We start from the raw sequence: 13,954 nt of genomic DNA, 5'->3' as shown, positions 1-13,954 counted from the left end.
AGCCTCGCAGGAAACTGTTGAGGCTTTTTTACGTTACAGCCCGTCAGAGCCCCCCATAGTTATCGGGAGGTACTGTCCGCCCGGGGCGGATGGGAGTTAGGTCGGTGCCCATCCCGATTGCTATCGGGATTAAACGAAAGCTCAGTACTTCATTGTACTGGGCTTTTTTTGTTTCTGGCTTTCGCCAGAATGACAAGCGTTCGCCAGATCCGATAGTATCGGGTAACAATCCTTCCTTTCGAGCACAATACCCGGGCACTTTGCTTATCCCCCTCTGGAGGGGCAGGGGGAGGTATTGGATTGTAAACCTATTTTAGGACGATACAATTTCCTCCCCCTGCCTCCGCTCAGGGCTTTCGCTCCCCCTCTCCGAAGGAGTCCTTTGGACCAAAGGGGGACAAAATCCTGCTTCATTGTCTATTATTCTTTCAAAACCACATCCCGATAGTTATCGGATGCCAATAGGATACACAACAAAAAAACCGACTAATTTATTGCTCGAAAAGACGCAAAGACTCAGAAAACTGAAAGCCTTCCCGGCGAATTCAGGAAACAATTTGTTAGGTTTGATGAATCAATGAATTTTATCAATACTCTTTAACCAAACTTCATGTTTCTATCTTATTTGTTTTATGGATTAGCTAATATCATTCATAGATATAGATCAAATAAGATATTCTTATCATTTGGTGAAAACTGCCTAACAGATAATATTTTAAGCAGGTACGGACTTAAGTCTTTCACCACATCATTTTCCCATTGCAGATCTAATGTTGAATACATACTTGAACTGGAAAGAAACAACTATGAAAATTTTGTGAGTGGTGAATTTCTGAAGTACGAAGATTTAAACGGAAAACCGGTCCCCCGAATTAGGACTCATTTAATCCTGGATAATAACTATCATCATTTACATCAAAATGGCATTGAATTCTCAAGTCATGATGTTATTAAAAATCACCGGTACTGGAAAAAGGTTGTTAAACGGGCAAATAGATTAAAGTCATTTTTAGGAAAACGAAAATACGTCCTTCTTTATCACCATAGAAATTGCGAAAACAATAATTTTGAATTACTATTAAAGCATTTGAATGAATTAAAAGAGTTTTATTCTTCAGAAAAGTATGAATGTCAGGTCGTTTTGTTCAAACAGATTATTATACCAATAGAATCGAAGAAAAAAATGATATACTATAAGAAAAACAATATTCATATCCTTGATTTTTACACCCATTATACCTGGAGTGGGCGCGATCAACGGAAATATTGGGCTTTTATAGATGATTCCTTGATAGCTAAAATGCTGGATAAAATCAAGACCATATAATTTAATCTCAACCTTTTGATGGAGTTCGCAAAGACGCAGAAACTGGAATGAAAGAAATACGTTAATTGTCATAAATGCTCTTTAACCTTTGTGTCTTAGCGTCATGGCGAGCACTATTGAGCGAAAAGACAAACGAACCTATGCAAGGAGAAAAGTATTAGATAGCTCCTTAGGTTTCCTGCAATGACCTCCATACAATAAACGGGATCGCAGTGGCAGCTTTGCCGCTCTACCCTGAGAAATCCAGAGAACTGTCATTTTAGGTAGTCCTACCTACCCTCAGCTACAATTTTTCGTACTTTAAATAGATAATTTTTCGAATTCTTTTATTCGGGAGATATTTTGTATTATTTTAGTTTGATTAGCTTGATCATAACATAAAGTATAATATTTCGTTATCTTAAACAAAGAATTTTAATTTATAGGAACTAAAATGAATTTATTAAATAAATTATTATATACTCTTGCGATACTCGCATTACCGCTTATCTCATCTGCCCAGAGCACTGGAAATGAATCTCCTGTGGCAAACTGGCAAAACCTCGACTTAAAATCTGATGGTGTTTTTGGTATCAGTACAGAGAAGGCTTATACCGAAATTTTGAAAGGAAAGAGATCATCTCCTGTTATTGTAGCTGTTATAGACGGGGGAATAGATACCGAACATGAAGACCTTAAAAAGGTATTATGGGTTAACCAAAAGGAAATACCTGGCAATGGTATTGACGACGATAATAATGGCTATATCGATGATGTACATGGCTGGAATTTTATAGGATCTCCTAATGCCAATATTCACTATGATAATATGGAAGTTATTCGTCTTGTCAATAAATTACAGGGTAAATATGCATCAGCATTGAATACTACCCCGTTCTCAGAAGAGGAAAGAAAGGAATTTCAGACCTATAGAAGAGTGGTAACTGATTATATGTCTAAACTTCAATCCGCTCAAATGGGACTTCAGAATACAACGATGATCAAAAAGTACCTGGATGAAATTCTGTCCAAATTGGGCAAGGATAATCCTACTTCTGATGATTTTAGTGGCTATAAGGCGGCTAATGACGTAGAGTCACAAGTGATTAAATTCATCAGGCCTGAGTTGAAAAAGAGGGATTTTAATAAGTTCTATGAAGAGCTTAATGATGGTATAAAGTATTATGATACACAGGTCAGGTACCACCTGAATGTCGATTTTGATCCGCGTCAGGATTCAGTTGGGGATGATTATGCTAATAGCTATGAGCGTTATTATGGAAATAATAACGTTAAAGGCCCGGATGCTGAACATGGTACCCATGTAGCAGGTATTGTTGGAGCCATACGTAATAATGATTTGGGTATTAAGGGAGTTGCTGATAATGTAAAAATTATGGCTATACGGACGGTGCCTGATGGTGATGAACGCGATAAGGATGTTGCTAATTCCATTCGATATGCCGTAGATAATGGCGCGAAGATTATTAATATGAGCTTTGGAAAGGCTTATGCCTGGGATAAAAAAGTTGTTGATGAAGCCGTGAAATATGCAGTTTCTAAAGGAGTATTGCTAGTTCATGCAGCCGGGAATGATGGTAAGAACACCGAAAAGGAAGATAATTTCCCTAATCGATTATTCAGCGACAGTACAGGTGTAACTATGGGAACTGCTCAGGGTTGGATTGAAGTTGGGGCTTCAGGATGGAAGAATGATGAAGAACTCCTTGCTACATTTTCCAATTATGGAGGGAAAACAGTAGATGTATTTGCTCCGGGAGTAAAGATTAATTCAACTATGCCAGGCTCAACCTATAAAGAAAATGACGGCACCAGTATGGCTGCACCTGTTGTTTCAGGTCTTGCCGCAATGATCTGGTCCCACTATCCACATTTTACTGCCGTTCAGATAAAGGATATTATTATGAATTCTGTTGTTAAGGTAGATCAGAAAGTTAAAATCAAAGAAGAGGGAAGTACCAAAAAGGTATTACTAAGCGATATTTCTGTTTCCGGGGGGATTGTAAATGCTTATAACGCTCTGTTATTGGCTGAGAAAACAAATTCTACTGCCAGGGTAAAATCAAAGTAGAATATCGAGATAAAATTATCATCTAAAAAAAATGCAGCATGAAAATGCTGCATTTTTTTTTACTGTTCATTAAAGAGTTTAAAATGACAGGCCGGTTTTAAGTGTCAGGTAGTGCCCTTCCTTTGAGAAGCCATAGCCGCTTGATACCAAAATTTTGTCATAGAAATTAAGCCAAACTCCCGGGCCGTATCCTTTGTGCCAGGTACTTCTTTCAGGAAGGTCAGAATACACCCTTCCTGAGTCAAAAAATCCGAACAATCCCATATCCCCTGTAAAAATATAGTTTCTGAAATGGGCCACTTTAAACCTTGCCTCGGTGTTTTGGTAAAGATATGACCTTCCTGAGAATCGATTATTCCGGAAGCCTCTTAAATTTGTATTGCCGCCCAGTGAATTGGCCTGGAAGAATTTATATTCTCCAATATTTGCGGATGCTCCGATTCTGATTGCTACAGTTACCGGAAATTCAAAATTTGGGGTTGCATAAAATGACAGGTCGGAATTTAGTTGCAGGTAACGGTGTTTAGTGTTTTCAAATTCATTGAAAAAATTGATTTCGTTCTTCCAGCGAACACCAGAAGTTGGAAACAATTTATTATTTACAAAATCGATATTTGCATAGCTTCGTATTGTTCCATATCGGGAGGGCTCTGCAATATCATCTCTGTCAGGGAATAAGAGAGTACTGACATAGCGCTCGGCAGGCTTTTCAACTCTGAAAAATTCGTATCCCGGACCAATTCCAACTTTGAATGCCTGGGTAAACCGGTATTGAAGAAATGCTGCAAGACTCAGGTTCTTGGTTCGAACTCTGTAGTAGGTAATATTATCATCAATATTGAGTGTTGAATTACCCTCGCCATAGTAATTGAAAGTGTATTTTGGGGCATTAAGATGTGCCCTGAATACCACATCCATATTCTTTGCAAACAATGAATAAAAATTTGCGTCATAATGCACAGTAAAAGCCCTGGTCTTAGGTGCGTAATTTCCGGTCAGGCTTTGGTCAAAACTATAAGGGAATTTTCTGAAACCATAATGTCTCATACCATAGCCACCTCCTAAGAAAAGTCCATCTTCAGCATTATAGTCAAAAGATGGCTTTATTCCGTTTTTATCATAGTAAAATGTGTTTTCACTATAATCATTAATATAAGGATGGTCGGATAAACGCAATGCGGTGTTAGGACCTGTTTTTATAGTATTGTTCTCAGTCTTCAGATCATAATAGAAAGTCCTTCCACTGCTTGAATTGTCAGTGAATGAATCATTTTTTTCTCCTCCAACTACACGCACTTTAATGTCGCCAATTCTGGTAGAACCAATAATCAATATGCTATCACGTCCGTCTAAAGCAAATAAGTTAAGTTCTTTGGTTTCTGAATTCTGAAATGTGCGGTAATATAAGGGGCGGCTTACATGATCGTTTGAATCAATCTTGTGAATAGTAAGTCGGGTAGTGCGTTCAAACCTTTCGACCTTAAAGAACTCTTTTTTATCGGAGCCGATCACGGTTACTTCCCTGGCCAATACTTTATAGTATTCATTGGCCACTGAGAGCAGTTGTCCGCGTCTGGATTTAAGTTTGGATATAATTTCGGCGCCTGCTTCCTTAAACACTTCTGCAGGCATTTTTTTTACTGCTGTTTCAATTATGTCATCGGTAAGATCTGCCTGTAACTGAATAGTAATTCTGTTCCAGTCGTCAAGAGATAATTCATTAAGCAGATTTCTGTCGAGATTTCGGGCGGCAATGGAAAGTTCAGCAGGATCACCGATTTTGCTTTCAAATGATTGAATGTCAGGTAATACATTGGTTATCAAACGGGGAATCAAACCGTCAAATTTGGTGAAGGCCTGATCCCGGTCTCTTGGAATAGGACGGTAAAGAACTCCATTTTCTTTTTCGAATTCACCCCATCTCCACTGATCTTCATGCCTGTCCCAATCGCCGATTAGTATGTCAAAAAGCCTTGATTTCAGGAACATGATCTGATCAACTTCATTATCATTGTCTTTTCGTATTTTTTCATACATTTTTGGGGTTCCCACAGCATTTTTCGCATTTCCGAACGAATTGAAGTCAGAAAGATCCTCATCCGGCCTTACTTCAATAATCCCTAGTTTGCCTCCAACCTGCTGTATATACGGTCCCAGTAAAGTGGAGTAAGGCATATAGACCAACTCAGGGGTAGTATGATAAATCCCAATAGCTTTTGCCATATCCGGTATCATTAAAGCTCCGTATGGATGTGCTGATGAGATCTGATCCTGTATCAGATCCTCGGCAAATGTTTTTAGAAATCCTTTAGGAAGCAAAGCAGTGGGGTTTTTAGCTACGGTACGGAACTGATACAGGTTTTCATCTTTCCCTTGTAACTGAAGGCTGGTTGTTTGCTTGCCGCCCCCAAGCTTGATAGGAGTTAATCCGCCTCCGAATGTATTCATATCCAAATATTTCACATTGATAGGAATCGCCCAGGTATCCCTGTAATGTTCTCCAAATAAATACCGTTTAAACTTGCCGGCTTTAAAGGTATCACCTGCAATAACTAATTTGCTGCTATCAGCATAGCTGATTATTTTTTCCTCTGCAGTTTTTTCCTCTGCTTTTGCCGGAATCGCATAGAGTGGTGTCCTGTACACTACTTTGCCTGTCGAGCCATCCCCAATGGGTTCCCAGAATTCGAGCCAGGCCTGTCCATTATTGTAGTAATTTAACCGGGCAAAGCCCTTCATTCCACCGCCACCATATGAAAATAATGCATCATTCCCCTTTATCATTGAAGTTGATTTTGCACCTGCACCACTTACAATATGATTTATATCCTTGTACTTATTGAACTGCAAGGCATGCTCGTGTCCGCTGGCAATCACAATATTTTGTTGATCTTCCAGAACAGATAGAAGTCCTCTTTTGAGTTGCTGATAATCTTTATTCGACAAATCCTGCCTGGATACCCCATACTGGCGCATGAGCGGATAGATGGCACCAATTATAGGTAAAGGGATATAATAATTATCGCGTAAAAGGGTCAATGGAAACAAATAATCCCTAAGTGTGTAATAACCTCCGTGGCGGCCGTTACTGAACAGCGGATGATGCTGTGCAAGGATGATATGTTTTCCTTTATTACGCAGGATTATATCCTGGATCTGCTGTATAACTTCAAGCCGGCTTGATGTGGTACAGCCGTTATCTGGTGCAAGTGATTTATCGTGCTTGGTCAGCCACCATTCCGAGTCGATCGCAATCACAACAAGGTCATTGTTTAACTGGAGTTCTACGGGACCTCCGCAGCCATTGCTGGGCATCAGCACATCACCAGAATTCAGATATTGTTCAATATATTCCTCCTGTCGGTTTATTGCCGCAAGTCCGCCAACCCGGCTTTCATTCCAGTCGTGGTTTCCCGGAACAAATATTTTGCGCCCCCTGAAATCTTTTACTACGTTCATTTGTTCATTGATCCTGCGCTCTTTTTCCCCGCGATCCGGGGCATCAGCTTCAGGCAAACCAGTCTGATAAATATTATCCCCAAGAAAGATTACCACATCTTCCGGGTGAGAATTATTTACTATTCCGGTATCAGTTACAAAATGGACTCTTGTGGTGTCTTTGTGAAATATCTGGGTTTGTAAAAGCTTTAATACCGGTTCCTGTCTGTCCTTTTCAGGAATACCCCCATCCCCGATCAGGAATACCGAATATTTAAGCTTTAAAGTGTCAGGACTGTTTGCAGTTTCCCAACCCCGCTGCGTTTTATCGTAAAAGGGTTTTAAACTGGTACATGCATTCAGAATAATTGTGCTAAACAGTAAAAGGAAACCACCCAGATATTTAGTTCTCATGTTTAAGCTCGATAATATTTCCGATTCCTGATTTATTTCCTTCATTGGAAATATAAAGCTTACCATTGGGTGAAAAAGCAATTCCTTCAGGTTGCTTGTACTCAGGGCCGGACAGCTTAATAAGCTTTTTAAGAATGCCCTCTGGAGTTAAAACAATTATAAGTCCGTTAATGACCGAAAGAATAAATGTTTCTCCTGTTGTTTCGTTGATTGTAATTGCAGAAGAACGAAAAACCTTGTTCATGTTCTGATTGCCCAGTGCTTTTAAGAATTTCTTCGAGCTTTCCTCAAGTGCATCCCCTTCAAACTGCGCCTCTATTTCGGGTAGATGAATGGTATACACGGGTGTGGTTTGAAGCGTCATTGTTTTGAGGTCAAAAGCATAAATCTCTTTGGTGGTTTTATCCATATCCAGGCCGGCTTCCTTTGGGGCAATAAGCAAGCGATGATTCTTAGCGTCATAGGCCAGCCCTTCGATATCATTTTCTTTTGAAAAAGGTGTCTTAAATGATCTGATAACCGGTTTTGAAGATTCGAAATCCTTGATCTCATGAATAAGTCCTTTGCTGGTAATCGTATACATATCCTTACCGGCCTTAACCAGGTCTTCATAATCATCCTTTTTCCCAAAGGCTTGTTTTTTTATGATGCTGTTCTGGTTTATATTGTAATAAAAAAGTATTCCATCTTCATCTTGTATAGCTACCACCACAGAATCATTTAGAAATGTGATCCCTGAAATTTCACTTAGCTCTTCCGGCAGGTCATATACTGTGTTTTCTTTTGGAGTTATTACTTTATTATTATTTTCTTTATCGGCATTATTATCTTTAATAGGGTTATTGCATGAAAGAAGGGCTATTGCCCCAATGAGGATAAAATATTTGTACATTTTAGAACTGTTAGGTATTGATTATTTGCTATAATCATACCAAAAGGAGCAAAAAAAAAAAATTATTGCACAAGGTGGCATAGTTTTTTCTGTTTAGATATGGTTTGATCTTTTTTTTTAAACCAGAATGGACTTAACGCAATTAAAACAAAATCAATTTATACCCATACAGGCTGTATTACCCTAACTATTAAAAATACACATGAAGAATAATACAATTGTTAAAGACGCAGAGGAGTATGTTTTCAACCTGTTCAGGGATAAACTTCCAAATGATTTTGTTTATCATAATTTTAATCATACTGAAATGACTGTAAAGGCTTGTAAGAAGCTTTCAAAGTCCTATAATATGACTAGTCGTGATTATGAGGTACTCATGCTGGCAGCATGGTTTCATGATACGGGATATATAAATACCTATCAGGGGCATGAAGAGGAAAGTGTCAAATTAATGAAGGTTTATCTTCAGGGGCACTATCCGGAGGATAGTATAAGTGAGATAGAGGCGCTGATCTTATCTACTAAATTCGAGAATGTTCCTGACGGTTCTATGCAGGAAATTCTTCACGATGCTGATTACATTAGTTTAGGCAGTAAGAATTTTAACACCCGTGCCGAGCTGTTGAAGATCGAGTGGGAACGTATCCTGAATAAAACTTATACAGATGAAGAATGGGCGCAGACCCAACTCAAATTTCTTATTGATACAAATTTTAAAACAGAGGAAGCAGTATTAAAATATAATGAGCAGAGATTAGAGAATATCATAAAACAACGCAAGAAAATAGAAGAAAACAAATCTAAAGGGATTAAAGAGGCAGAAAAGACCCTTGGAAAGCCCGTTAAAGAAGGGAGAGGGATTGAAACTCTTTACCGTTCTGTCTACGATTATCATATCAATCTGACTTCAATAGCGGATAATAAGGCGAATATGATGATCAGTATTAATACAATCATTATTTCAATTGTGATTACACTCTTTGGTACAGGCTTTACTTTTTCAACTCAGAATGAATTCAGCAGTTTAAGGTTTGTTTTTCCAATGGCATTCCTGCTGTTAACCAGTTTACTGACTGTGGTTTTTGCCATATTATCAGCCAGACCAAATGTGACCAATAAGGAAAAATTCGAACTGAACAAAAAAGATAGCAGTATCTTGTTCTTTGGAAATTTTGCTCAATTACAGTTGAAGGAATTCGTTGATCGTATTGAAGAGCTCAAGAAAGAAAAGCAAGAATTATATAACAGTATGTCTGTGGATATATACTATCTGGGTAGTGTATTGGTAAAGAAATACAGATACCTGAGCTGGTCTTATAATATATTTATGTTTGGGATGGTAATCTGTATCGTAGGGTTCGTTGTAATTATGATGTTTTCTTATTAGACCTTAATACTGGAGAAAGTTTGACATCCATCATAAAGGTCATGTCATCAAGAGTAATGTAGCGGTATCCCACTTCACCCATATATTCATAAACTTCCATGCCTGTGCGAAGCTTCTCCCAATGGAACCATTGTTCAAGGTTTTGTCTGTCCTTTATTTTGGACAGGTATTTGTCTGTTAAAAGTATATAGTTGTAGTCTTCAATGGCATTCTTAAGCAGTTTATGGGCAATAATAACATCTGATCCCAGCAATTTAATACGGCCTTTAATATTGGCAGTACTAATATGGCCATAATGGATGATTATTTTGAGGCCCAACTGGCTGTCTGCGAGATACAGATCATAATTTTCCGGATCAGATTGTTCTACTGAACCTATAAAATCGGAAAATGTCTGATAAATGATCTTGCATTGCTCTGCAACTTTGCCAACCGACGGCAATCGGCCCGTTTTATAAAAAAATATCGCATCCCCTTCAATTTCCCCGATCTTCATTTTCAAAATATTGCATTCAATAAGTTTTCGGAGGAGTGCCGGAATGACGTTTTTAGTAAAATTAATATCAGCAGTGGCAATAAATTTTGTAAAACCTGTAATATCCGGCACACAAAAGAATGCTGGTTCAAGTCCGTTTTTGTCTTCCATATCAGGTTTTTCTCACAATATCAGTACAATTTATATACCAATAAAATTTTTTTGTGATCGAACAAATGTAGGAACTGCCTGGCATTATAAAAAGATCCCGATCATCAATATGCTTATTGAAGGAACCTTTCTGAATGGTTGAAGGATTGTCCAAAAAAGTATTTTATGGAGCCCGCATAAATAGCCCTGCCTGGTAAAATACACTGATAATGTTTATGATTGTTTTTGCCTTATACTAAACTACACTTAACAAGCGATCTTTTAAAGTGGGCAGTTCATTCTCCATTGAGAGCTTATTTTCAATTTCATAAATGGCCTGCACAGTTTTGAAGAATGAATCTGGTGTAACCGAGATGGTGTCAATACCTTCTTCAACCAGGAATTTTGCAAAATCAGGAAAGTCCGAAGGGCCTTGTCCGCAAATTCCAACTTTGACACCCATTCTTTTTGCAGTCTGTATCACTGAACTTATCATAGATTTTACTGCTTCGTTTCTTTCATCATATAAATGGGCAACCAGTGAAGAATCCCTGTCAAGTCCGAGTACAAGTTGTGTCAGATCATTTGAGCCGATTGAAAATCCATCGATATGCTTTGCAAATTGTTCTGCCAGAATTATATTGGAAGGCAGTTCTGCCATCAGATAAACTTCAAGGCCATTTTCCCCTCTTTTTAATCCATATTCTTCCATTACTTCATAGACCTGTAATAATTCTTTTGGTGTTCTGCAGAATGGGATCATTACAATAATATTATCCAGTCCCATACTTTCCCTCACTTTGTTGATTGCTTTACATTCAAGTCCGAATGCCTCTTTATATTCTGCCGAATAATACCTGGATGCACCCCGCCAGCCGATCATAGGATTTTCTTCGTGCGGTTCAAAATATTTTCCACCCAGGAGGTTCATGTATTCGTTGCTTTTAAAGTCGGAGAATCGCACAATGACCTTATTAGGATAAAATGCCGCCCCGATACGGGCAATGCCAAAGGAGAGTTTGTCAACAAAATAAGCTTCCTCATCCTTGAATCCCCTAATCATGGATTGGATTTTGCTGCTTAATTCAGGGTCATGCAAATGCTTATGTTTCAATAAGGCCATTGGATGCACATTAATATAATTATTGATAATGAACTCTTCCCTTGCAAGGCCAACTCCTTTGTTGGGGAAATGTGAATAATGGAAGGCCGTATCCGGTGAAGCAACATTGAGCATAATCGGAGTAATTGTTTCGGGGAGTTCTGATAAATCGAATTCCTGTTTTTTAAAGGGAATTAGTCCTTCGTAAACGATGCCGGCATCACCTTCGGCACATGATGCTGTAACTATCTGACCGTTTTGCAGAATAGCAGTTGCATTACCACAGCCAACTATTGCCGGTACCCCCATTTCGCGGGCGACAATAGCTGCATGACATGTCCGTCCTCCTTTATTTGTAATGATGGCTGCAGCATGTTTCATGATCGGTTCCCAGTCAGGGTCAGTCATGTCAGTTACCAGGATATCGCCCTTTTGAAAATCGGCAAGATGAATTTCCCCTGCCTTCAGATTATTAAGAATATGAACCTTACCTCCTGCTATTTTATCACCAACAGCAATTCCTTTCAGAATTACCTTTTCTTCGCGGTACTTGTCTGAAATGCTGTATTCAGTAATCATTCCTGTTTTCTTGCGGGAGTGTACAGTTTCAGGCCTGGCCTGAACAATAAACAACTCTCCGCTAATTCCATCAATAGCCCATTCTATATCCATTGGGCACCATCCGCCCTTTTTTGCTGAGTAATGATCCTCAATTAAGAGAATCCATTTTGAGAGTTGAAGAGCCATCTCGTCGCTTATGCAGAAGAGATCCTGTGCTGCTTGTTCTACTGCAATGGTTTTTACACGTTCCTCCTTCGATTTACCATATACCATTTTTCTGTTTTTATTACCCAGTTTTTTTTCAATCAAAGCATGGAATCCATTTTTCAAGGCCGGCTTGAATACAATGAATTCATCAGGAGAGACAGCTCCCTGAACAATTAACTCCCCCAGTCCATAGGATGCATTGATGATTATGGCCTCCCTGAACCCGCTTTCGGTATCCAGCGAAAATGCGACACCTGAAGCCGCCAGATCGGAGCGTACCATTTTCTGGATACAAACAGAAAGTCCAATCTGAAAATGATCGAAGTTCAGGTTTTCGCGGTAGCTCAGGGCCCGGTCAGTGAAGAGTGAAGCAAAGCAATTTCGGATCGCAACAAGTAATGCCGACTGACCACAAATATTGAGATAAGTTTCCTGCTGACCAGCAAATGAAGCATCCGGCAGATCTTCGGCTGTAGCAGAAGAACGTACAGCAACATCGACATTAAATTGTCCGTAATGATCAGAAAGTGCCTGATAAGCCTGAGCAATCTCCTGGGATAATTCAATAGGGAAGGAACCATTTTCAATGAGAGTCCTGATTTTTTTTCCTGTTAGACCGAGCGATTCTATGTTGCCCTCTTCCATCTCTGCAATAATCTCCGGAATTATCTGATCGAGTTTATTGTAACTGATAAATTCCCGGTAGGCTTTAACAGTAATAATAAAGCCCCCGGGTATGGCTACACCCAGTTTTGTAAGGTTTTGGATCATTTCACCCAGAGAGGCGTTTTTACCGCCAACAATTTCAAGATCCTGCATTCCTACCTCGTTTAAATTGAGGATCAGACTTAATGATTTCATATGATTATTGAATTATGTCAGCAAATCTATACTGAATCTTTCATCATACTTAGTGTATAATTAGCAATTATTGATACTATCTTAACCAAATTTTAGTAAAATTGATATTTAATATGCTATTTTAGTATTAATGGATCCGCATCTACTCGCAATACCTCTAAGCAGTCAGGAATCTTTCAGCGTTAAACTGGAGATTGGATGGAATTTCTATAAGCAATGGCATTATCACAGGGAGATTGAGATCATTTATTTCATTAAAGGCTCGGGTACGCGTTTCATTGGTGACCGGATCGATAATTTTAAGGAAGATGAATTGCTGCTGATTGGTTCTAATCTGCCACATATGCTGCGGACTCAGGGCGACCTGAGTAAAGAAAATCCTGATACAGAGGCTATAGTGGTTCATTTTCTGCCGGATATTCTGAGCTCTTTCCTAAATCTGCCCGAAAATTCAGCAATTGCTGAATTATTGCAGCAGGCGGGTCACGGTTTAGAAATTACTGGTGAAACCCTGCTCTCTGCAAAGCGAATTCTACACTCCATAAGGTACGCGAGGAATACAGAGAAGGTGATATTATTAATTCAGTTGTTGCATCTGATTGCTTCTTCAAGGGAGAAAGAGCCATTATCGCAATCCATGTTTAAGAATACCTTCAATAAATCGGATGATGACCGTTTGAACAGAATTTATAATTATACGATGAATAATTTTCTGAGGCAGATCACATTAAAGGAAATTGCCAATATCGTTCATATGAGCCCGAATTCTTTTTGCCGTTATTTCAAATCCAGAACCAAAAAGCGGTATTCCTCTTTTCTGCTTGAGATCCGGGTGAGCCATGCCTGTAAACTGCTTTCCGAATCGACCTACAGTATGGCTGTTATTGCCTATGAAAGTGGTTTTATGAATGTCTCCAATTTTAACAGGCATTTTAAACTGATTACCGATAAAACCCCTTTTCAATACAGGGCACAGGTTCGGGCAATGAAAATGCCGCATAGGTAGAATATTAAACCTGGGATCTATACAAGGCATCATCTTCATATCTCTCAGGTGAGAAGTGGAGAA

8 protein-coding genes are annotated in these 13,954 nt (G+C 38.9%); 4 read left to right on the top strand and 4 right to left on the bottom strand.

Going from position 1 to position 13,954, the window contains the following annotated elements:
* Positions 1-610: 610 nt before the first annotated feature.
* Positions 611-1,327, top strand: a complete 717-nt coding sequence (locus tag Q8S11_RS09165; RefSeq protein ID WP_305661791.1) for a DUF1796 family putative cysteine peptidase — start codon at positions 611-613, stop codon at positions 1,325-1,327.
* Positions 1,328-1,760: 433 nt separating this feature from the next.
* Positions 1,761-3,398 (top strand): S8 family peptidase, encoded by a 1,638-nt coding sequence (locus Q8S11_RS09160; protein ID WP_305661790.1) that lies wholly within the window; start codon positions 1,761-1,763, stop codon positions 3,396-3,398.
* A gap of 78 nt (positions 3,399-3,476) precedes the next feature.
* On the opposite strand, the gene Q8S11_RS09155 is transcribed toward Q8S11_RS09160, so the two are convergent.
* Both Q8S11_RS09155 and Q8S11_RS09150 read right to left on the bottom strand, forming a co-directional pair.
* Positions 3,477-7,250 (bottom strand): BamA/TamA family outer membrane protein, encoded by a 3,774-nt coding sequence (locus Q8S11_RS09155; RefSeq protein ID WP_305661789.1) that lies wholly within the window; start codon positions 7,248-7,250, stop codon positions 3,477-3,479.
* Positions 7,240-8,142, bottom strand: coding sequence for an SdiA-regulated domain-containing protein (locus Q8S11_RS09150; RefSeq protein WP_305661788.1), 903 nt, complete (start codon positions 8,140-8,142; stop codon positions 7,240-7,242). Before Q8S11_RS09150 ends, Q8S11_RS09155 begins: the two co-directional genes overlap by 11 nt.
* 202 nt (positions 8,143-8,344) lie before the next feature.
* Between Q8S11_RS09150 and Q8S11_RS09145 the strand changes: the two genes are divergently transcribed.
* Complete coding sequence (locus Q8S11_RS09145; protein ID WP_305661787.1) at positions 8,345-9,529, top strand: Pycsar system effector family protein; 1,185 nt, start codon at positions 8,345-8,347, stop codon at positions 9,527-9,529.
* Here Q8S11_RS09145 and Q8S11_RS09140 read toward each other — a convergent pair.
* Positions 9,510-10,175, bottom strand: coding sequence for a DUF2652 domain-containing protein (locus tag Q8S11_RS09140; protein ID WP_305661786.1), 666 nt, complete (start codon positions 10,173-10,175; stop codon positions 9,510-9,512). The two genes, Q8S11_RS09145 and Q8S11_RS09140, sit on opposite strands and share 20 nt — an antisense overlap.
* A gap of 235 nt (positions 10,176-10,410) precedes the next feature.
* Positions 10,411-12,885 (bottom strand): phosphoenolpyruvate synthase, encoded by a 2,475-nt coding sequence (ppsA, locus tag Q8S11_RS09135; protein ID WP_305661785.1) that lies wholly within the window; start codon positions 12,883-12,885, stop codon positions 10,411-10,413.
* A gap of 130 nt (positions 12,886-13,015) precedes the next feature.
* Here ppsA and Q8S11_RS09130 point away from each other — a divergent pair, with 130 nt between their 5' ends.
* Positions 13,016-13,891: an AraC family transcriptional regulator gene (locus Q8S11_RS09130; RefSeq protein WP_305661784.1), complete on the top strand. Its 876-nt coding sequence runs from the start codon at positions 13,016-13,018 to the stop codon at positions 13,889-13,891.
* The last annotated feature ends 63 nt before the right edge of the window (positions 13,892-13,954 follow it).

Origin of the sequence: Daejeonella sp. (genome assembly GCF_030695525.1) — a bacterium.
In the GTDB taxonomy this organism is placed as follows: Bacteria; Bacteroidota; Bacteroidia; order Sphingobacteriales; family Sphingobacteriaceae; genus Daejeonella.
Note: the sequence above shows the minus strand (reverse complement) of the source record. Positions and strands in the feature narration are given on the sequence as shown.

Excerpts from the sequence above, each read along its gene's own strand:
- Q8S11_RS09165 (WP_305661791.1), top strand. The coding sequence starts at position 611 with ATGTTTCTATCTTATTTGTTTTATGGATTAGCTAATATCATTCATAGA.
- Q8S11_RS09160 (WP_305661790.1), top strand. The coding sequence starts at position 1,761 with ATGAATTTATTAAATAAATTATTATATACTCTTGCGATACTCGCATTA.
- Q8S11_RS09155 (WP_305661789.1), bottom strand. The coding sequence starts at position 7,250 with ATGAGAACTAAATATCTGGGTGGTTTCCTTTTACTGTTTAGCACAATT.
- Q8S11_RS09150 (WP_305661788.1), bottom strand. The coding sequence starts at position 8,142 with ATGTACAAATATTTTATCCTCATTGGGGCAATAGCCCTTCTTTCATGC.
- Q8S11_RS09145 (WP_305661787.1), top strand. The coding sequence starts at position 8,345 with ATGAAGAATAATACAATTGTTAAAGACGCAGAGGAGTATGTTTTCAAC.
- Q8S11_RS09140 (WP_305661786.1), bottom strand. The coding sequence starts at position 10,175 with ATGGAAGACAAAAACGGACTTGAACCAGCATTCTTTTGTGTGCCGGAT.
- ppsA (WP_305661785.1), bottom strand. The coding sequence starts at position 12,885 with ATGAAATCATTAAGTCTGATCCTCAATTTAAACGAGGTAGGAATGCAG.
- Q8S11_RS09130 (WP_305661784.1), top strand. The coding sequence starts at position 13,016 with ATGGATCCGCATCTACTCGCAATACCTCTAAGCAGTCAGGAATCTTTC.